This is a genomic window from Brucella tritici, assembly GCF_902825325.1.
GTDB lineage: Bacteria > Pseudomonadota > Alphaproteobacteria > Rhizobiales > Rhizobiaceae > Brucella.
In genome coordinates, this window is sequence record NZ_CADEAR010000007.1 from 11,776 (window position 1) to 32,934 (window position 21,159).

The window sequence follows — 21,159 nt, forward strand, 5'->3', positions numbered from 1 at the left end:
CTTTCCGCCCTCCTCCAAGCCTGTCGCTTCGGCGCCTGTCAGGTTCAGATCCTCACGAACCAGACGCGGCTTTTGTGCTTTAACCTCGGCTTTCCATTCCGGTTGACCCACCTGCTCAATCGCGCTCTTGTCCACCGGAACAGTTCGAATTAAGCAACGGTTTGATACAAATGTCAAACTAAATTACATTTGTATCAACGCAGGAAAACGACAAGAGGAACCGATGAACGAATCTGAAGACAGCCTTATGGTGCGTGTCGCGTGGCTATATTACATCGGTGGATTCAACCAGGAGGCGACTGCCGCTCGGCTGGGCCTGACCCGAGCACGCGTTAATAAAATTCTCGGAGAAGCCCGCGAAAGTGGCCTTGTCAGCATCTCCATCGACCATCAGAATGCTGGTACGCTGCCGCTCGAAAATGAGCTTATGCGTCGCTATGGGCTGGATTTCTGCATTTCAACGCCACCATTCGACTTCGATACAGATGACACAGCGTCTGAAATCCGTAAGCAAGTTTCGTTTCGCGCAGTTGGCGTCGCTGCTGCGACCTACCTCAAGAATTTTCTTGCGGACAACCAGGAAGCGACCATTGGCACCGGCTGGGGACGCACGATAGAGCAGATGACGCTACAACTTGCCGGTGTGCGAGCACCGCAAGCGCGCTTCATTTCCGTCATGGGATCGCTGACCGCCAACTCTGCCTATAACCCATTCGAAGTTGTGCATATGTTGGCACGCCGCACGGGCGGACAGGGCTTTTTCCTCCCCGTGCCGTTCATTGCCGATTCTGCCGAGGACAGAAAAGTTCTGATTTCCCAACGATCTGTAGCGCGCGCGATGGAAATTGCCCGCACGGCTTCGGTCTGTTTCATCAGCGCTGGTGAGTTGACAGAAGATTCATTGTTGCGCCGCCAAAACATGTTGAGCAAACCGGAGCTTGAAAGCCTCCGGGCCGCAGGCGCAATCGGTGACACCAACGGCATTTTCTTTGATAAGGAGGGCCGTCAGGTCGACCATGAAATGAACCAACGCACTATCGCTCTCGGATTTGCCGAATTGCAGAAGGTTCAGGTCGTCCTGCTCATCGCGGGCCAGGAAAAGGCTATCGCTACCAGAGCTCTTTTGAAGAGCGGTATAGTCAACGGCCTCATCATAGACGGTGATGCAGCCGAAGCGCTACTGAAGCTAGACAGCTCCAAAACTGACCTGCCGTAAGTATTTTCTCTCAGATTGGATTAGATAGACAGCGCAACCCGACAATCATAACAATTTATGAGTTGTCTCTGGCGCTTGAAACGGCCTATTCGAACCTAATTTTTCCGGAGAATAACCCAGGCAAGTGATCCCGTCGGAAGTGAACGATCTCCCAGTAAATGCCGTTGCGACCGCCTAGAAATTGTCTGACCGTTTCGGATTTTAACTTAATTTTTTGGCACGATACAACATCCCTGAAAACGTGAAAAGCCTCATGACAATTCTCATAGCTGTCAGAGGGTCCGAATTCTGGCTCAGTTACGGTGCCCCTCCACGACATTTCGTGGACTGATTAATAGAAGGCATATGGCAAAAGTCAGCTTTTGCCATATGTTTTCTGATCGACCGTTTTCATGTCGGCTTCGCGCTTAAGTTCGGCCGTTCATGACAAGCTTGGGCACCTCTCGAAAGCTGCTAGCCCTTTTCGAGCTGGCCGAATGCTGAAAACTCATGGCGTTAAGGCCCTTTTTCCATATGTGAAAACTCACCAAACTAGAGCATAAATTGGAGAACATATTCCAAGCTGGACACTCCAGTCAAACGCCTGCGGCTCCGCCGTCGAACGGGTGGCAAGTGCCGCGGATTTTCGTTGGATGCCCAGCGTTCCCTCAACAACCTATTATTTTCAGAGCCGACAAAGACCGCGTGGCTTGTTCACGGCACAGTAGTGTATCGCAGTCATGGAAACATTGCAGCCGAACAAATTAATCCGCGATACATAAAAGAATACGGCTTAAGCCGCGTCCGCGAGCGTCAGAGCAAAAGATCGCAGCCTCATGACCACAAGACGGCTTCACAATCACTCAATGAAGTCGTCATCTCCTAGCGTAACCGGTTTTGGTCGGAACTGTACGAAATAAAGTGGTGTGTCTCTATAAATCGCGGGGAGCTTTTGTCCAGATCGAAAAGGACGTACTCCGCACCGGTGGCGAGGATTGAGTTTTTGCCTTAAGATTAATAATATTGCTTAAAATAACAGCAAAAAGAAATAGCTTGACGGAAATGCTCGGAATTCAGTAATTTCTGGGCTAAATTCGTATTTGGCATTTGGGCCCTTCTCGGAATCTGAAAATTCCGGAGGGGTTTTTGTGTTTGGCTTTTCGCATGTCTCAAAGCAACAAAAAAGACATTCCTGTCGGCGTCCTGTTTTCGCACTCCGGTCCCTATCAAAAACTGGGCTATGAGGGCTATTGTGGAGCTATGGCTGCGATCAAGGCCGTCAATGATCGGGACCTTCCGTTCAATCTCGTGCCGCGCATCGCCGACCCAAGTGGTAACCCTGACCGTTATGCGCCGCTGAGCGAAGAACTGATTTCACGACAGGGCGTTAAACACATCATCGGCTGCACCACATCCTGGAGCCGCAAGGAAGTCATTCCCGTTGTCGAAAAGCGCGATACGCTGCTCTGGTATCCCTGCGTCTATGAGGGCTTTGAGGCCAGCGACCGTGTCGTTTATGCGGCGGCCTGCGCCAATCAGCATCTTGTGCCGCTGATCGACTTCATCGTTCCCCGCTTCGGTAATCGCGCCATATTGCTCGGTTCGAACTATATCTGGGGTTGGGAAACCAATCGCCTCGCCCGCGAAATGCTGACTGCGGCTGGCGGCGAAGTTCTCGGTGAGCGCGCCATTGCCATCGGCGACACGGATATCGATCATCTCATCCGGGAAATCGAAAGCAAGAAGCCCGACTTCATCCTCAACAATCTGATCGGTGAATCGTCCTATATGTTCCTGCGCGCCTATGCGGAACTGGGCCGCCGAAACAGCGATTTCCGCACCGATGTCAGGCCTGTTCTGAGCTGCAATCTCTATGAAAGCGAGCTGGAGCATGTCGGCGATGCCGCCGAGGGCAATTACAGCGTAAGCTGCTATTTCCGCACACTGCCGGGCGAAACCAATCGCGCCTTTCTGGAAGCCGTCAGAAGCAATGGCTTTGACGGCAGCCTTTCGGCTATCTTCGCTCAGGCCTATTCCAGCGTCCTTATGATCGCCGCCGGCATTGAACGGGCAGGCACCGACGATGTCGAAAAAGTGCTTGCCGCAGTCCAGACGCACACCACGAGCACGCCGCTCGGCGACGTGCTGGTCGAACCGCGAACAAACCATATCGCCCTGCCCGCCCATATCGGACGGGCCAGACAAGATTGCAGCTTTGAAATCGTGCATGAGGCCGAGGTCGCCATTCAGCCAGACCCGTTCATGGCGCGAACGCATCTTCAAACATCCGCCAATCCGGGCCAGCAGCCCGGCTTTCTGAGGCTCGTCAAATGACTATGACAGACCAGGCCTTCACCGTCGCCAGTTGGGGCGCATTCGAAAACTGGACCGCGCTGATCGTCCATCGCCGCCACACCAATGTCGATGCGATTGTGCAGCAGTTACGCCGCATCGGCGTGGATGCCGTGGAATGCTGGCCAGACCTGCTTGAACACGCCGACATCTCCCGGTTCAATGTCGTCTTCTTCGATGTCGACATGGGATATGACGAACAGTTTCCGTGGCCACCGCAGCAGGCTCCTGTGCCCACTGTCGCTCTGATCGGCTCGGAAGCGCCGGGCCGGATCGGCTGGGCGCTCAATCAAGGTGCGGATGCGCAGCTTTTGAAGCCAATCGGCAATGCGGGCGTTTATAGCGCTCTGGTCATCGCGATGCATAATTTCCAGCGTCGCCATGCGCTGGCAACCGAAATCGGCGAACTGCGCGAAAGCCTTGCCGGGCGCGAAGCCATTGCACAGGCAACCGCGATCGTAATGTTCGCAGACAATATTTCCGCCAGACAGGCCTATCAGAAACTGCGCCTAGCCGCGATGGCGGAGCGCATCAGTGTCGAGGCCTTTGCCCGGCGCTTTCTGAACGAAAAGCAGACAGGGAACGATCGTGAGCGCGCTTGACACTCTTCCGGTCGGCCAGAAAAAAGCCGAACGCGGCGTTCTTGGCCGCATCATCCGCCGACCGCTGGCCGCATTCGGCCTTGTGGTCATCGTCGTCACTGTCGCAGCCGCGCTCTTCGCGCCGTGGATCGTTCCCTTCGATCCCAACGAACAGTTCTTCGACGGCCTGACGCTGGAAGGCGCGCCGCTCGCGCCCAACCTGAAATTCTGGTTCGGCACCGATCTCGTCGGGCGCGATCTGTTCTCCCGCCTGATCTATGGCGCGCAGACCTCGCTGATCATCGGCGTGGTGGCCAACGGTATTGCGGTGCTTATCGGTTCGACTGTCGGCATTTGCGCCGGATATTTCCGTGGCTGGGTGGAAACCGTGCTGATGCGGTTCACCGATCTGATGATGGCCTTCCCCGCTTTGCTGCTGGCCATTGTGCTCGCCGCAATCTTCAAGCCGAGCCTCTGGATCGTCGCGATGGTGATCGCCATGGTCAACTGGGTTCAGATTGCGCGCGTGCTCTATACGGAAACCCGGTCTCTCTCGGAACGCGATTTCATCGAGGCCGAGCGCGCGATGGGTGCGGGTGCGCCTCGCATCATCCTCAAGCATATCCTGCCGCATCTCTTTTCCACGATGATCGTCTGGGCCACGCTCGGTATCGCCACCACCGTTCTTCTGGAGGCGACGCTGTCCTTCCTCGGCATTGGTGTGCAACCACCAACAGCCTCCTGGGGCAATATCATCTTCGAAAACCAGACCTATTTCACGAGCGCGCCCTGGCTCGTCTTCATTCCGGGCGCGGCAATCCTGTTGCTAGCGCTGGCCTTCAACCTTGTCGGTGATGCCTTGCGCGATGTGCTCGACCCAACCCAGCAGGGACACCACTGATGCTCGCCTATATCGCCCGCCGCCTCATCCAGACTGTGATGATCCTGATCGGCATCAGCTTCGTGACCTTCATCCTGCTTTATCTGGTGCCAGCCGATCCGGCGCGCCAGATTGCAGGGCGCAGCGCAACAGCACAGACGGTCGAGAATATTCGTGAGCAGCTTGGCCTCAACCTGCCTTTCTATGAGCAATATCTGCGCTATCTGAAGGGGCTCGTTCAGGGCGATCTCGGACGCTCCTATCTTCAGAAAACCGAAGTGGCGTCGCTGATCTGGTCACGCCTGCCCGCAAGCCTGCTGCTGATGGCCGGAGCCATCTTCTCGGAACTCGCCATCGGTCTCACCATGGGCGTCATCGCGGCCACCCGGCGCGGAAGCCGCACCGACAATGCCTTGATGATCTTTTCATTCGTCGGCGTTTCGGCCCCGCAATTCGTTATCGGCATTCTGATGCTCTACGTGTTTGCGGTTAAGCTCGGCTGGTTCCCGATTGGCGGCTACGGAACGTTCATGCATCTCGTTCTGCCTTCCCTAACGCTCGGTCTTCTGGGCGCAGGCTGGTATTCGCGCATGATGCGCTCCTCGCTGCTCGACGTTCTTCGTCAGGATTATATCCGCACCGCCCGCGCCAAGGGGCTGGCACGCTGGAAAATCCTGCTGCGTCACGCCATGCCCAACGCCATCCTGCCAATCATCGCGATGATCGGCATCGACATCGGCCTGTTCATGTCGGGCATTGTCGTCGTTGAAAGCGTGTTTGGCTGGCCCGGCATCGGTCAGCTTGCCTGGCAGGCAATCCAGCGCGTCGATATTCCCATCATCATGGGCGTCACGATCGTTTCGGCTTTCGCCATCGTTCTCGGCAATCTCATCGCCGACCTCATCACTCCATTGATCGATCCGCGCATCAAGCTGCGGTGAAACCAAAAGACTCCAGAGAAAGGGACACCAATGAAAAAGACTTTTCTATCCGGCATATCGGCGCTGGCGCTCGGCCTCGCCATCTCGTTCGGCGCGCAGGCCGCCGACATCAAGCAGGGTGGCTCGATGATCGTCACCTATAAGGATGACGTCTCGACACTCGATCCTGCCATCGGCTACGACTGGCAGAACTGGTCGATGATCAAGTCGCTGTTCGACGGCCTGATGGACTACGAGCCGGGCACCACCAATCTGCGCAAAGAAATTGCGGAAGATTACACGATCTCCGACGACGGCAAGACCTTCACCTTCAAACTGCGCAGGGGCGTGAAGTTCCACAACGGTCGCGAACTGAACGCCGACGACGTCAAATATTCCATCGAACGCGTCGTCAATCCAAAGACCCAGAGCCCCGGCGCTGGCTTCTTCGGCTCCATCGTCGGCTTTGAGGATGCATCCGCAGGCAAGGCCGAGGCGCTTTCCGGCATCACCGTGGTTGATCCCTACACCATCAAGTTCAAACTGAGCCGTCCGGACGCGACCTTCCTACATGTGCTGGCGCTGAATTTCGCCCATATCGTGCCCAAGGAAGAAGTCGAGAAATACGGCGCAGATTTCGGCAAGCATCCGGTCGGTTCCGGCGCTTTCAAGATGACCGAATGGACGCTCGGCCAGCGCATCGTCTTCGAGCGTTTCAAGGATTATTACAATCCGTCGCTGCCGAAGCTCGACCAGATCACCTTCGAGGTCGGTCAGGAGCCGGTCGTTGCCCTTCTGCGTTTGCAGAACGGCGAAGTCGACATTCCGGGTGACGGCATTCCGCCTGCGAAGTTCATCGAAGTCACCAAGGATCCGAAGTTCAAGGACCTGATCATTCAGGGCGGTCAGTTGCACACCGGCTATGTGACCATGAACGTCAAGATCAAGCCTTTCGACAATGTGAAGGTGCGTCAGGCCGTCAACATGGCCATTAACAAGGACCGTATCGTCCGCATCATCAACGGTCGCGCCGTTCCGGCCAATCAGCCGCTGCCGCCGTCAATGCCGGGCTATGCCAAGGACTATAAGGGCTATCCTTACGATCCTGAAAAGGCAAAGGCGCTGCTTGCCGAAGCCGGTGTGGCCGATGGTTTCGAAACCGAGCTGTTCGTCGCCAATACCGATCCGCAGCCGCGCATCGCACAGGCCATCCAGCAGGATCTGGCCGCCATTGGCATCAAGGCTTCCATCAAGTCGCTGGCGCAGGCCAATGTCATCGCAGCAGGCGGCGAGCCAGACGGCGCGCCGATGGTCTGGTCCGGCGGCATGGGCTGGATTGCCGACTTCCCGGATCCGTCCAACTTCTATGGCCCGATCCTGGGTTGCAGCGGCGCGGTACAGGGCGGCTGGAACTGGTCGTGGTACTGCAATGCAGAGCTGGACAAGAAGGCGCAGGAAGCTGACGCCATCGTCGACCCGGCCCGCAAGGAAGAACGCGAAGCCATGTGGCGCGATATCTATCTGAAGATCATGGACGACGCGCCATGGGCGCCGATCTTCAACGAGGAGCGCTTCTCGGTTCGCTCCGAACGTCTGGGCGGTCCCGACGCGATCTTCGTCGATCCTGTCCACATCCCGGTCAATTACGACGAGGTTTATGCAAAAGATGTGCAATAATTGCCATTACACTATTCATGGTCGGCATCATCATTTCGGCTGGGACAACTCGTTCCAGCCGGCTGAAACGGTTGCGCCCAGCTCGACCCTGAAATTCGAATGTCTGGACAGCGGCGCAGGCCATTATCATCGCGGCAGCACTGTCGCCGATGTGTCGACGATGGACTTTTCCAAGGTCAATCCGGTTACTGGCCCCATTTTCGTCGATGGTGCCAAGCCGGGCGATGTGCTGAAAATCACCATCCACCAGTTCGAGCCTTCAGGTTTCGGCTGGACGGCAAATATTCCGGGCTTCGGTCTTCTCGCCGACGACTTCAAGGAACCGGCGCTGGCCTTGTGGAACTACAATCCCACAACGCTGGAACCAGCACTTTTCGGAGAGCATGCCCGCGTACCGCTGAAGCCGTTCGCCGGAACCATCGGCGTCGCACCGGCGGAAAGGGGCCTGCATTCGGTTGTGCCGCCGCGTCGTGTCGGCGGCAATCTCGACATTCGCGATCTTGCAGCCGGAACCACGCTTTATCTGCCGATCGAAGTCGAAGGCGCTCTGTTCTCCATTGGTGATACCCATGCGGCACAGGGCGACGGCGAAGTCTGCGGCACCGCCATCGAAAGCGCGATGAATGTGGCTCTGACGCTGGATCTCATCAAGGATACGCCACTGAAGATGCCCCGGTTCACCACGCCTGGGCCAGTGACGCGGCACCTCGATACCAAGGGTTACGAAGTCACCACCGGTATCGGGCCCGATCTGTGGGAAGGCGCGAAAGCCGCCCTCTCCAACATGATCGACCTTCTTTGCCAGACGCAGAACCTCAACCCGGTGGATGCCTATATGCTCTGCTCGGCCTGCGGTGATCTGCGCATCAGCGAAATCGTCGATCAGCCGAACTGGGTCGTATCGTTCTACTTCCCGCGTTCCGTTTTCGAATAAGGCATAAGGGGGCGGCTCCCGTCGCCCTCTTCCATCACTCAGCGAGCACAAACATGAACACGTCTTCTCCGCTTCTGCAGGTAAGAGATCTCGTGACGCAGGTTGCGACACCCGATGGTGCACGCACTGTCGTCGACCGACTTTCCTTTGATCTGCAATCCGGGGAGACCTTATGTATCGCCGGCGAAAGCGGTTCCGGCAAATCCATGACCGTGCTCTCGCTGATGCAGCTTTTGCCAAAGTCCTTGGCACGCGTGACCGGCGGCACCGCCGTGATGAACGGTCGCGACATTCTCAAGCTCAACGAAAACCAGATGCGCAGTGTGCGCGGGCGTCATATCGGGATGATCTTTCAGGAACCCATGACCTCGCTGAACCCGGTTCTGACCGTTGGGCGACAACTGGCGGAAGCCGTTGCCAATGAAGCTGGCCCGAATGGCGGCCTGTCCGGTGCGGCGCTGAAACAGCGCTGCAAGGGCTTGCTCGATCAGGTTCAGATCTCCGATTCCAGCCGCCGTCTGCTGCAATACCCATACGAACTCTCCGGCGGCATGCGCCAGCGTGTCATGATCGCCATGGCGCTTGCCCAGAAGCCAGAAATTCTCATCGCCGACGAGCCGACGACCGCGCTCGACGTGACGGTCCAGTCGCAGATACTTGCGCTCATTCGCAAACTGCAGGCAGAGAACGGCATCTCGGTCATTCTTATCACCCATGATATGGGCGTTGTCGCCGAAATGGCAGACCACGTGCTCGTGATGAACAAGGGCAGGCAAGTCGAGCAAGGCCCGCTTCGCGATGTCTTCCATCATCCTCGTGACGAATATACGCAGCGATTGCTCGCAGCCGTACCGCGGTTGGGCGAAATGACTGGCACCGATAAGCCGAAGCGCGCGCCAGCGAAACCAAAGGCCGAGTCAGCGCCTGCTCCATCCAGCCCTATTCTCGAAGTCGAGAATCTGGTTGTTCGTTTCGACATAAAGGGCGGTATCTTGCAGCGCCCCGTTCGGCGCGTTCATGCTGTGGAGGGCGTATCCTTTACTGTCAATCGCGGTGAGACACTGTCACTGGTTGGCGAATCCGGCTGCGGCAAGTCCACGACGGGCAAAGCCCTGCTCAATCTGGTGCCATGGAGCGGCGATATCCGCATCGACGGCAAGAGCACGAAGGGTCTGAGCCGAACCGCAATGCGGCCGGTGCTACGTGACATTCAGATGATCTTTCAGGATCCCTATGCTTCGCTCGATCCTCGCATGCGGGTTGGCGACCTTGTGGGCGAACCGCTGACTATTCATGGTCTGGCATCGGGCAGTGAACTGAAAGATCGTGTTGAATACCTCTTCCGCCGGGTCGGCATGTCTGCGGATCAGATGAAGCGCTATCCGCACGAATTCTCCGGCGGCCAGCGCCAACGCATTTGCATTGCGCGTGCTTTGTCATTGTCGCCGAAGCTGATTGTAGCGGACGAAAGCGTTGCGGCTTTGGACGTTTCGATTCAGGCTCAGGTTCTGGATCTTTTGCAGGACATCCAGAACGAGACGGGCGTGTCGTATCTCTTCATCAGCCACGACATGGCGGTGGTCGAGCAGATCAGCCACCGTGTAGCGGTGATGTATGCAGGACGCTTTGTGGAAACCGGGACACGTTCGCAGGTGTTTGAACATCCTGCCCATGACTATACGCGCCGGCTGATGTCAGCGGTTCCTGTAGCTGATCCAGATCGTGAGCGTCGATTGTTTGTCGCCAATGAGGGCGAGCTTCCAAGCCCGGTGAAGTCGCTAGATTATGTGGCGCCGCATCTTGAACATGTGGCGCTTGGCGATGGACATTCTGTCTGGCATGAGGCTGGTGTCTAGGCTCAGGACTTAGCTAACAGGGCTGTTTCCCATGTCGTAAGCCAATTTTCCCAACATCCAGCCCAATATGCGACGGTGACGAATAGTCTGTCGCTCCTTGATCTAAAAGAGGGTAGCAACGCCTCGCTGGGGCCCGGGCGGTCAGATCTCTTATTGCGTTGTAGAGATCTATGATGAGGGTCACTTATGAGCCGACGCCCATTCCGGTGTGCCGACCGACGAAATGCGCCGCCATGTGCGAGATTCGCAGCCGAACTGTTGACGAATGTCCAGATCGACGTCGACATGTGGTCTGTGAAAAACAAAACTGTCTAAACATTCCCGCCCCTCTCCACACCTCTGCTTCGCTTCGCGTGAAAATCACGAACTCTTCATTGTGCTGCTCGTCATTCGACAGGTCTCGGGTCCTTCAGCACTCGAAAACCTGCTTAGGTTGCTCCCCGAAATGCTGACCCGAACGTAGGGTCGGTTCTCCAAGACGCTTCATCCATTGATTCGTGGCAACTAGGGCGAACCGGGATTTTCCAGGACGTCATGTGTCAATATTCGTATGCGCCGTCTCTGCCCCATTGATTTTGGGTTTGCGCTTGAACTTTTGCGGTTTCGCTCATTCGATGAATGAGCGTATTTGTTACTCACAAATGAGCTAATTTTTGCTCTCATTCACTCGGCGTGCATATGCCCAAGGCATCAGGGTGTCGATGTTTCTGACGAGGTGACCGTTGGCGAGGCTGGTGAAGAGATCGCGCAGATAGGCATAGGGCTCGACGCCGTTCATCCGGCATGTGCCGATGAGACTGGCGAACCGGGCCCAATTGCGTCCACCTTCATCATGACCACAAAAAAGCGCATTGCGACGGTTCATGGCCGGACTGCGGATGGCATTTTCGACGAGGTTGGAGTCGATGTCGACATGACCGTCATCGAGAAACAGCCGGAAGCCGTCCTGACGCCGGAGCATATAGGCAAGTGCTTTGCCCAGATCGGATTTGCGCGAGATGCGCTTTGCCTGAGCCGCAAGCCATGCGAAGAGCTCGTCCACCAGTGGCCGAGACAATTCCTGTCGCATTGAGCGGCGATGTTCAGGTTCCTTGCCACGAATGGCTTCCTCGATCTTGTAGAGCGCAGCGATGCGCAACAGCGCCTCATCCACGATAGGCGAACCCTTCTTCGGTGTTGCCGCGATCAGTTTTCTGCGCCCATGTGCCCAGCAAAATGCCAGTCGTAACGGATCGCCACCCGTGCGTTCCACCGTGGCAAGTTGGGAATAGCCGCCATAGGCATCGACCTGGATCGTGCCGTTAAAGCCGTCGAGGATTTCGGCGGCATATTCGCCGCTACGCCCTGGCCGATAATGGAACACCACACCCGGCGGTGCAGATCCGCCCCAGCCCCGATCATCGCGCAGAACCGCCCAGAGATAACCGGTCTTCGTCTTGCCGCGTCCCGGATCCAATACAGGAGCCGTTGTTTCATCGACATAAAGCCGCGAACCGTCCGTCTTCAGCATCTTCGCCATGTGGTCCACGACCGGCGCGATCAGTGCGCCTGTGCGCCCCATCCAGTCGGCCAGAACAGAACGGTCAATCGGAACCCCGTGCCGGGCCATGACTACCGCCTGTCGGTTCAGCGGCATATGTTCGGAATGCTTGGAGACAGCGATCTGGGCCAGTAACGCTTCTGTCGGCCAACTGCCTTCCAAAAGATGCGCCGGTGCTTTGGCCTGAACCACCCCCGTCCGCCCCTTGGGACAAGCATATTTCGGGCGGATCGTGACAATTACCCGATAGTTTGCCGGAATGTAATCGAGCCGCTCCGTCTTGTCCTCGCCAATCCGAACCATGTCGCCACAGCCACAGGGACAGGCAATGCTTAGAGGCTCAACCACACGCTCGACACGCGGTAGGTTCGCCGGTAGCGCACGGGCTTTTCGTTCCTTGCGTGGAGATGCCGCCTTGTCGGGACTAAGAGTGCTGGCCGCCATTTTCTCTTCAACAGCCGCAATCCGCGCCTGTGTTTCGGCAATCGCCGTTTCAAGATCTTCCAGCGCCAGTTCCAGCTGCGCCGGATCAAGCTTTTCCGATTTCGGCCCGAACTTCGTGCGCCGGTACTCCTGAACCTGACCTTCCAGCTTCTCGATCAGTTCTTTCAGTTCAGTGATGAACACATCCTTTTCGGCCACCACCGCCTGCTCATGCTGACGCGCCGCCCGCTCGACCGACAGCTCAAATTGCATGTCCGCAAACGCCTTCACCACCTCTGGCGGAAGCTCTGGGAACTGGCTGAGATCAATGGGTTGCGACATGCGTTTTCATAGCATTGTCGAACCATAAAATCCAAATAAAACAATGACAAAATGGAAGGAAGATCACCCCGCAACAGAGGGCGGCGTCACGCGCTGCGCCATCACGCGACGCCAATCGAGACCTTCAAATAAAGCCTCATATTGAGCCCTTGAAAGACGCATCGTCCCGTCCTGCACCCTGGGCCAGGCAAAACTGCCGTTCTCAAGAATTTTATATGTCAGAACCAGTCCCGTGCCATCCCATACCAGGATTTTCAGCCGATCACCCCGCTTCGACCGGAAGATCACCGTGATCCCGGAATGTGGATCAAGCTTCAGTTCAGTCTGCACCATCAAGGCCAGAGCCTGATGACCGCAGCGAAAGTCCACGGGTTGCGTGGCGATCAGGATGGGCAGTCGTTGACCCGCGACGATCATGCCAATCCTCGTATCGCACCAACCAAAGCCGCGACCCGACTCACAGACACATCGCCCGGCACCTTCACCACGAGGTCGGCACCTATCTCTATCGTCACAATCCCTGCTGTCGCCGCTACCGTCTCTGGCATCAACGAGGTGACGGCAGGCATCTCCGGCTCATCCGCAATCGACAACGCCACAAACGCAGGTTCACAACCTTCCGCATCCGGCACCGACGGCATCAACTCTGCTGGCATGATCAGATGGCCATCACGCGCCTGCTTGCGCCAATAAGAAAGCTGGTTCGCGCTCAAATCATAGCGTTGCGCGACTTCCACAACCCGAGCGCCAGGATGAAGACTTTCAGCAACAATCCGCGCTTTCAATTCCGTCGACCAGTGTCGGTAGCCTCGGCGAGGATCGACAATATCCAGCCGCCCGACAAATCCATCGCTACCATCTACCATCAGATTCTCCTGCTATTGCTGAAAACCCTTCTGGCAGAAACCTCACTCACCCAAAATGCCCTAAATCAATGGGACAGAGACGGCGCATACCAATATTCGAACGCATATCCGATATCATTCCAAATTTCATTGAATGATGCCGCAGGAACTTTAGGGGGGGGTGAGGAATAAAGCTCGCGCCGTCGCGCAATAGGTTTGCCCTAGCAACAGCAACACAGTTGCTAGGCTGTTGCTAGGCGAAAAACGCAAACAACCGCGCAATCTATTCAGTCAAAATTTGCAAGCAATTTCAAGGGGGTAAGTGGTGGGCGATGAGAGACTCGAACTCCCGACATCTTCGGTGTAAACGAAGCGCTCTACCAACTGAGCTAATCGCCCGACTGCTTCGCCAAGTGTCTGGCCAGTCGCTGTGAGAGCCGTTTAGGCAATTCGCGCGACAAGCGCAAGTGCAAAAATCAGCATTCGGCTTCTTTCTTATGTTTTTCTACAGCCCCTTCCGTGTCTTCACCAACGGATAAGCCGACAAGAGAATAGCCAACCGAAAAACGCCGTGAAAAGATCCAGCGCGATCGGCAATCTGGCGCCAACAATGTCACGAAAAGCAACTGAACTGGATTGTAGGGGCGGCGAGTATCACGCCGCCGCCTGAATAATTATCCGGCCAAGCGGTCGGGGGCACGGAGGATGGATGCGCCACCTGCTGCCTGTACGGCGAGGCTTCCATATTCGATACCGGCTGCAAGCGCCCGATAAGCATCGTGACCTTCTAGCCATGCATCGATGAAACCGGCATTGAAAGCATCGCCTGCCCCGGTCGTATCAATCACCGGCACGTCCTTTGCCGCCATATGAAGATCCGCATCAGCCGTGCGCAGCCACGCCCCTTCTCCACCGCCTTTGAGAGCCACAACTGGAAAATGCTTCGCAAGCGCATCAAGCGCCTTCGCCGGATCATCATGGCCTGTGATAGCCTGCGCTTCCTCGCGATTGGGCAAGAATATATCAATGCCTTCGCAGGCAGCGAGCAGGCTGGGGTCGTAGATCAGCGTTTCATCCCAGCTCGGGTCGAGCGAGACGAAAAGTCCTGCCGCCTTTGCCTGCTGGACGAGATCAGGGATTTCATGCAGCGTTGCGAATTCAGCGATGTGCAGATGCCCCGCATCCTTCCATTGCAACGCGGCTTCGAGCGTCGAGGGAAGTGCTGAACCGGAGCGGCGCGACAAGAATGCGCGATCACTGCCAATCACACTTGCCACCGTCACCTGTGGCCCAGCATCGTCGGCCCGCTCCAGAAAGCGTAGATCGACACCGTCGATCTTCAAGTCCGGTTCAAGCCCGCGCGACAATCCATCGAAGCCGAGCCGTGCGACCAGCGCCACCGCCCTGCCCGCATGGGCAAGATGGGCGGCAGAGATGAAGGCCCCGCCACCTGCCGCCATCTTCATGTTCTCGGCAAAAACCTCGCGTCCGGGCTGTGGCAGCGATTGCAGCCCGGTAAAGATGAGGTCACAGTAAATCCGCCCGATACTGAGGACGGCCGGAGACTTGAATTGCCGTTTGAATTGTTGCGGCATCATAGGCGGCCCAGACTTTTCTCGGTCCTGGCATCGAAGAGATAAAGGCTTCCAGCAGGCGCCGACACGGAAAGCGTCCCGCCCGTTGTGGGAATGACCTTGCCAGGAGCCGTTGCAATCACCGATACGCCATTGACATCCAGATGGACCAGCGTTTCCGCACCGAGCGGCTCTACCGCGGTCACAGTACCGGTGAGCGAAAAGCCACCGGATGTACCTTCTTCGACTTTCAGGTCGTGCGGACGAACGCCGACCAGAATATCCCCGTCGGGCGCAAGTTCCACACCAGATCCATTGCGGCGCCCCGCAATCAGGTTCATTGATGGACTGCCAATGAAGCGTGCCGTGAACACGTCCGTCGGATTCTCATAAAGCTCGGTCGGTGTTCCGGTCTGAAGAATGCGGCCGTCACGCATGACGACGATACGGTCGGCCATGGTCATGGCTTCAACCTGGTCATGTGTCACGTAAACGGTCGTCGTCTTGAGACGCTGATGCAAGCGCTTGATTTCGATACGCATCTGCGCGCGAAGCTGAGCATCGAGGTTCGACAGCGGCTCATCGAAAAGGAAGGCCGACGGATTGCGCACCATGGCGCGGCCGATGGCGACGCGCTGGCGCTGTCCACCGGACAATGCCGCCGGTCGACGGTCGAGATAAGGTTCCAGCCCGAGCGCCTTGCCGGCTTCTTCGATGCGCTTGTCCTTCTCGGCTTTCGACAGTTTCGACGTGTAAAGCCCAAAGCCGATATTCTGACGCACTGTCATATGCGGATAAATCGCATAGTTCTGGAACACCATGGCGATGTTGCGCTGCTTCGGATCACGTTCGTTAACGACCTCGCCACCGATCTTCAGGTGACCGACAGAAATATCCTCAAGCCCGGCGATCATGCGCAAGGTCGTGGACTTGCCACAGCCGGAGGGACCGACAAAAACGACGAACTCGCCGTCCTTGATCTGGAGATCGATTGCCCGGACCGCCTCGACCTTGCCATAACGCTTGACCAGCTTTTCAAGTTCGATGGTTGCCATCAGCGTGCCTCCACAAGTGCACTGAATTTTTCATTGAGTTCGCGGGCAGCCTTTGCTTCGGCGGCGGCATGGTCGAAAGCAACTGCCTTGAAGCGATCAGCTTCCGCCTTATGTCGTGCAAGTGCTGCATTCATCGCTGTCGGTGCCGGACCGCCAAGACGGTCACGCACAGCCACGAAATGTTGCGGTGAGACCAGTTCCTCGAACTTTTCTCGCCCGAAGGATGGCTCGCGCCCGGCGGACTCGCGGAAAGCGTCAAGGAAAGGTTCAAACCCATCCTTCTCCAGACCGCCGCCCATGGCGACGACAGCGCGCGCAACCCTGGCCGCGATTTCATGCGCCTGCCGGAACGAAAGACCTTCGATGCGCACCAGCGAATCCGCCAGTTCGGTGATCGTGATGCAGGAGCGGCGGATATTTTCCGCCACACGGGCCGGATCGATACGGATCGCGCCGATGAATGCGGCCAAAAGATCGAGCACGCGACCGGCGGATGCGAATGCCTCATAACCCATCGCTTGAGTTTCGCCCTCACTGTCATTCATGTCGGTGAACGGCGTATTATGCATCACGTCCAGAACGGTGCGGGCACGGCCCATGGTCTGGCTTGCCAGGTGGCGCATATGTTCGATTGGAACCGGATTGCGCTTCTGTGGCATGATCGACGATATCTGCACGAAGGCATTCGGCACGTAAATCTGGCCGACCTCGAAACTGGTCCAGAACTGGAAGTCCTGGATGAGGCGTCCCAGATGCACGAACAGCAACTCCAGCGCCGAATAGGTCGAGGTGATGTAATCCACCGCCGCAATGCAGCTATAGGAATTGGATAAGGGGGCAGCAAAGCCCAACAGGCTTGCCACTCGTGCGCGATCGATCGGGAAGCCCGAGGTGGTGATGGCCGCCGCCCCCATGGGTGACAGGTTGACGATGGCACGCGCGGCTTCCATCCGTTCCATATCCCGGATAAGAACCTCGATTGCCGCCGAAAGATAGTGACCGAAGGTCGATGGCTGCGCAGGCTGACCATGCGTATAGGCGACGATCAACGTTTCCTTTTCACGCTCGGCAGCCGCAATCATCGCATCAAGCACATTGCGCGCCTGCGTCATCAGCGTATCGATACGATCCTTGAGACCAAGCTTGAACAGCGTGTGGTCAATATCGTTGCGTGAGCGCGCCGTGTGAAGGCGACCGGAAGTGTCGGCCCCGATACGCGCCTTCAGCTCCTTCTCGATGAGGAAGAAAAAGTCTTCCACTTCACCCGTATAGGTGAGTTTCGAAGGATCGATTTCCTTGTCGATGGCTTCCAGCGCACCCGCAATGGCTGCGGCCTGTGCGCGATCGAGAATGCCGGTTTCGGTCAGCATAACGAGATGGGCGCGGTCGATGCGGCGGAAGCCGTCGACGTGATGGGTCTTGGCGCCGTCAAAAAGCGGGCGAAGCACGGTTTCCTTGTAAACCGGATCGGGGAAGACGCTTTTATCGGACAGCCGTGGATCGAGATCGGACATGGTTCAACCCTTGAGGCCAGCAAGCATGACACCGCGCACGATGTAACGCTGGAGAAGAAGAAAGACGACGAGCGTGGGAAGCGTGGCAATTGCCGCGCCGGTCATAATCATTTCCCACTGGATGGACTGCTCGACGGCGAAGCTCGAAAGCCCGACCGGCAGCGTGTAAAGCTCCGGGCTGGTCGCAACGATCAACGGCCAGAAGAATGCGGTCCAGTTACCGAGGAAGGTGAAGATCGCTAGCGCCGAGAGTGCTGGCGTCACCAGCGGCATGGCAACTTTCCACCAGATCTGGAATTCGTTGAGACCGTCGACGCGGGCGGCTTCCAGAAAGTCGTTGGGAACGCCTTCGAAGAACTGCTTCATGAGGAACGTGCCGAAGGCCGTCATCATGCCGGGGAACATGATGCCCCAGTAGCTGTCCAGCCAGCCGAGCTTGCTCGACATCAGATACCACGGGATTACCAGCATTTCTGTGGGGATCATCAGCGTGGACAGAATGGCGAGAAAGATGAAGTAGCGCCCGCGGAACTGAAATTTCGCCAGCGTATAGCCGACGAGACTGTCGAAGAAGACATTCGACAAGGTGACCACAACCGCAACGATCATGGAATTCAGGAACCAGCGAATGAAACGGCCATCGGCAAGGATAGTGACATAGTTCTGCAATGTCGGCTCTGCCGGGATCAGGCGCAGGTCGTAGACTTGACCTGCCGTCTTGAGCGAGGTGGAGAACATGAAGGCCAGCGGCGTGACCATGATGAGGCCGCCGATGAGCAGCAACGTCCATGTCAGGATGCGGCCGGGCCGCAGGTTCTGGAATGGGAGCGGTTTGTTTTGAGCGGACGCTGTCATTTCTTTTCCCTCAGGATCCAGAGCTGCAACAGCGAGACGCAAAGCAGGATGGTGAACAGAACGACGGTTTGTGCAGCCGCATACCCCATCGCATAGGAGGAGAAGGCCGTCTGATAGATCATCAGCACCAGCGGCTTGGTGGAGCCGAGCGGTCCGCCGGGATCGTTCGTGGTCATGTTGTAGACCTGATCGAAGATGCGCAGGAAACCGATAGACGAGAAGACGACGAGGAACACCGTTGTGGGCTTCAGAAGCGGGATCGTGATCTTGCGCAGGATCGCCCATTCGCCGAGGCCGTCGATACGTGCGGCTTCATAGAAAGTGTTGGGAACAGCGCGCAGGCCCGCCATGAAGATAATGATCTGGAAGCCGAGACCGGCCCAGATGGACGTCGCCATGATCGCATAGAGACCCTGATCTACCGAGCGCAGAAAGCCCTGCTGCGGAAGTCCCACTGCATTCAGGATATTATTGATGAAGCCGATGGGCGCGGGCTGATAGAACCAGCGCCAGACCCATGCCATGGCGGCAGCCGTGGTGAGGTAAGGCAGGAAATAGAGCGCACGGATAAAGCCGTGCATGATGCGCACGCGGTCCAGAAAATAGGCAATCGTGAACGCCACAATGAGGCTGATCGGCGTGCCGACCAGCAGATAGGTGAAAGTGTTCTTGAACACTTTCCAGAATTCCGGATCGGCAAAGAGCTTCTGGTAATTGGCGAAGCCGATGAACTTTGGCGGGTTCATCAGGTCCCAGTCGGTGAGCGACAGCCAGAAGGCCTCCAGCGTCGGGTAGAAGCGGATGACCGAATAAAACAGGATCGGGAGAGCCAGAAAGCTCCATACCCAGATCAACCGTCTTGTGCGCATGGAAAGGCGATCCGTCAGGCGGTTGCCCGAAGGCCCCTTCCCTGTGCCGCCTGTTTCAGCCACCCCGGCTACAGACATTGTCATGTTTCAAGATCCTTCGGCCACGGATTAGAGCCCATTTCGATCTGAATGAATCAGATCGGCGCTCTAACTGTTTGTTTTGGCGCGCATCTTTTCCGAAACCGTTTCACACTTTTCGGGATGCGCTAGCCGCGCCGTAAACAGCCAAGAGAAGATGAAACGACCGGAGCCGCTTCATCTTTCGCGGTTGCTTTACTTGGCCGCGTCGAGCACATCCTGCTCGGCCTTGGCTGCCTGATCGAGGGATTCCTTGACCGGCTGCTTTTCGAGAATAACGCGATTGGCCATATCGACAGCGATCTGGCGCTGCTTCAGCTCGTCCACGAACATGGTCGTGTGCGCATATTCCAGACCCTTCAGGAACGGGCCGTAGATCGGATCGGCAAGGTTCGCTTCCGTCAAGGCTGCCGAACGGCGCGCAGGCAGTTCGCCCACATCCTTCAACCAGATTTCCATGGCCTCCGGCGAGGAAATGTAGTTCAGGAACTTCTTGGCAGCTTCAAGTTTCTCGCCGCTTGCCTTGGCGCTGATGCCGTTTGCGAAATAGCTCGCATAGTTGGAGCGCACGCCTTCCGCATTGGCCGGAAGCTCGGTCACACCCCATTCAAAGTCCTTGATGGTGCGGAACGAACCGAGACGGAAGGTGCCGTCGATGGTCATGGCCGCCATGCCAGCGCGGAAAGCAGCCTGACCTTCATCCATGAACTTGACTTCGCCGACCTTATGTTCGGTCTGGAGGCCAGTATAGAAGGCAAGTGCCTTTTCGCCTGCGGCGTCATTATAGGCGACCTTGCGGTCATTGTCGGTATAAGGCTGACCGCCGAACTGGCGCACCAGAACCTCACGCCACCAATGCTGGTCCTGTCCAGGCATGTCGAGCGTGATGCCTTCGGCCAGAAGATTTCCGGAAGCGTCGCGCTTCGTCGTCTTCTTGGCAGCTTCGACCATTTCATCCAGCGTCTTGGGCGGATTAGTCGGGTCGAGGCCAGCGTCGGCGAAGAGCTTCTTGTTGTAGAACAAGGCAAGCGAACGCACAGCGGTCGGCAGACCGTAATATTCATCGCCGCGCTTCATCGCCGAAACGATCGGGAAGAATTCGCTTTCGATCTTGTCATGCGGGAACGCATCCTGCGGTAGCGGTTGCAGAATGCCGCCAGCCACGAACTTGTCCAGCCAGCCATAGAAAAGCTGCATCACGTCCGGGCTCTTGCCCGCCATCTTCGCTGCGATCACGCGCGTCTGATAGTCGTCGTAAGGGAACGTGACCTGCTTGACCTTGATGTCCGGGTTGGCCTTCTCGAAATTCTCGATCAGCTTGTCCATCGCCTTGACGCGTGTCTCGAAGACATACTGCCAATATTCGATTTCGACAGCCTGAGCGGCATTGATCGCAAAGGTGCTGAGCCCCGCAACCAGACCTGCCAATAACAGCTTACGCATTTAAACCTCCCTAATGCCCCGCCCACCGGTACTCGAATGCGGTCGCCAGGCACGGCTGCGGCAGTGCCTCGCACAATCCGCATATTCCACCACATGCCGCGCAGATTATGCGCAGCGCCCATTTCTCCCCATGCTGGAACCCACTTTCCCAACATGAGCCAAGGCAGTCTTCACCACCCTGCCTTTACGGTTCAATGTTGCGAGCGTTTTGTCAATAAGATAATTT

At 56.9% G+C, this 21,159-nt stretch carries 17 protein-coding genes and 1 tRNA gene; 8 read left to right on the forward strand and 10 right to left on the reverse strand.

Going from position 1 to position 21,159, the window contains the following annotated elements; all coding sequences use genetic code 11:
- Window positions 1-127 precede the first annotated feature (127 nt).
- From HWX93_RS11550 to HWX93_RS11585, 8 genes are all read left to right on the forward strand, one after another.
- On the forward strand, window positions 128-1,216 hold the full coding sequence (locus HWX93_RS11550) for a sugar-binding transcriptional regulator (RefSeq protein ID WP_235969103.1): 1,089 nt from the start codon (window positions 128-130) through the stop codon (window positions 1,214-1,216).
- Window positions 1,217-2,359: 1,143 nt separating this feature from the next.
- Window positions 2,360-3,529, forward strand: a complete 1,170-nt coding sequence (locus tag HWX93_RS11555; RefSeq protein ID WP_151554728.1) for a transporter substrate-binding domain-containing protein — start codon at window positions 2,360-2,362, stop codon at window positions 3,527-3,529.
- A 2-nt stretch (window positions 3,530-3,531) separates the two neighbouring features.
- Window positions 3,532-4,149 carry an ANTAR domain-containing protein gene (locus tag HWX93_RS11560; RefSeq protein ID WP_176037558.1) on the forward strand — a complete coding sequence of 206 codons (618 nt, stop codon included), beginning with the start codon at window positions 3,532-3,534 and terminating at the stop codon, window positions 4,147-4,149.
- A 49-nt stretch (window positions 4,150-4,198) separates the two neighbouring features.
- A complete protein-coding gene (locus tag HWX93_RS11565) occupies window positions 4,199-5,029 on the forward strand; it encodes an ABC transporter permease (protein ID WP_371830809.1) in 831 nt (276 codons plus the stop codon).
- Window positions 5,029-5,949: an ABC transporter permease gene (locus HWX93_RS11570; protein WP_040129398.1), complete on the forward strand. Its 921-nt coding sequence runs from the start codon at window positions 5,029-5,031 to the stop codon at window positions 5,947-5,949. Before HWX93_RS11565 ends, HWX93_RS11570 begins: the two co-directional genes overlap by 1 nt.
- 30 nt (window positions 5,950-5,979) lie before the next feature.
- Window positions 5,980-7,605, forward strand: a complete 1,626-nt coding sequence (locus HWX93_RS11575; RefSeq protein WP_151554729.1) for an ABC transporter substrate-binding protein — start codon at window positions 5,980-5,982, stop codon at window positions 7,603-7,605.
- Window positions 7,595-8,539: an acetamidase/formamidase family protein gene (locus tag HWX93_RS11580; RefSeq protein WP_151554866.1), complete on the forward strand. Its 945-nt coding sequence runs from the start codon at window positions 7,595-7,597 to the stop codon at window positions 8,537-8,539. Before HWX93_RS11575 ends, HWX93_RS11580 begins: the two co-directional genes overlap by 11 nt.
- Window positions 8,540-8,592: 53 nt before the next feature.
- Window positions 8,593-10,395: an ABC transporter ATP-binding protein gene (locus tag HWX93_RS11585; RefSeq protein WP_176037451.1), complete on the forward strand. Its 1,803-nt coding sequence runs from the start codon at window positions 8,593-8,595 to the stop codon at window positions 10,393-10,395.
- 646 nt (window positions 10,396-11,041) lie between these two features.
- Here the strand turns inward: HWX93_RS11585 and tnpC are convergent.
- The 10 genes from tnpC to HWX93_RS11635 form a co-directional block, all read right to left on the reverse strand.
- Window positions 11,042-12,700: an IS66 family transposase gene (gene tnpC, locus HWX93_RS11590; protein ID WP_176037452.1), complete on the reverse strand. Its 1,659-nt coding sequence runs from the start codon at window positions 12,698-12,700 to the stop codon at window positions 11,042-11,044.
- A 63-nt stretch (window positions 12,701-12,763) separates the two neighbouring features.
- On the reverse strand, window positions 12,764-13,117 hold the full coding sequence (gene tnpB, locus HWX93_RS11595) for an IS66 family insertion sequence element accessory protein TnpB (RefSeq protein ID WP_176037453.1): 354 nt from the start codon (window positions 13,115-13,117) through the stop codon (window positions 12,764-12,766).
- Window positions 13,114-13,566 (reverse strand): IS66-like element accessory protein TnpA, encoded by a 453-nt coding sequence (gene tnpA, locus HWX93_RS11600; protein ID WP_176037454.1) that lies wholly within the window; start codon window positions 13,564-13,566, stop codon window positions 13,114-13,116. Before tnpA ends, tnpB begins: the two co-directional genes overlap by 4 nt.
- Window positions 13,567-13,868: 302 nt before the next feature.
- Window positions 13,869-13,944: transfer RNA gene (locus HWX93_RS11605), tRNA-Val, on the reverse strand.
- Window positions 13,945-14,219: 275 nt separating this feature from the next.
- Window positions 14,220-15,143: a carbohydrate kinase family protein gene (locus HWX93_RS11610; protein WP_151554731.1), complete on the reverse strand. Its 924-nt coding sequence runs from the start codon at window positions 15,141-15,143 to the stop codon at window positions 14,220-14,222.
- Window positions 15,140-16,174, reverse strand: coding sequence for an ABC transporter ATP-binding protein (locus HWX93_RS11615; RefSeq protein ID WP_176037455.1), 1,035 nt, complete (start codon window positions 16,172-16,174; stop codon window positions 15,140-15,142). Before HWX93_RS11615 ends, HWX93_RS11610 begins: the two co-directional genes overlap by 4 nt.
- Window positions 16,174-17,688, reverse strand: coding sequence for an argininosuccinate lyase (gene argH, locus HWX93_RS11620; RefSeq protein WP_176037456.1), 1,515 nt, complete (start codon window positions 17,686-17,688; stop codon window positions 16,174-16,176). Before argH ends, HWX93_RS11615 begins: the two co-directional genes overlap by 1 nt.
- Before the next feature lie 3 nt (window positions 17,689-17,691).
- Window positions 17,692-18,543 (reverse strand): carbohydrate ABC transporter permease, encoded by an 852-nt coding sequence (locus HWX93_RS11625; RefSeq protein ID WP_151554734.1) that lies wholly within the window; start codon window positions 18,541-18,543, stop codon window positions 17,692-17,694.
- Window positions 18,540-19,490: a carbohydrate ABC transporter permease gene (locus tag HWX93_RS11630; protein ID WP_412842238.1), complete on the reverse strand. Its 951-nt coding sequence runs from the start codon at window positions 19,488-19,490 to the stop codon at window positions 18,540-18,542. The genes HWX93_RS11625 and HWX93_RS11630 overlap by 4 nt, the downstream gene beginning before the upstream one ends.
- A gap of 195 nt (window positions 19,491-19,685) precedes the next feature.
- On the reverse strand, window positions 19,686-20,933 hold the full coding sequence (locus HWX93_RS11635) for an extracellular solute-binding protein (RefSeq protein WP_151554735.1): 1,248 nt from the start codon (window positions 20,931-20,933) through the stop codon (window positions 19,686-19,688).
- Window positions 20,934-21,159 lie beyond the last annotated feature (226 nt).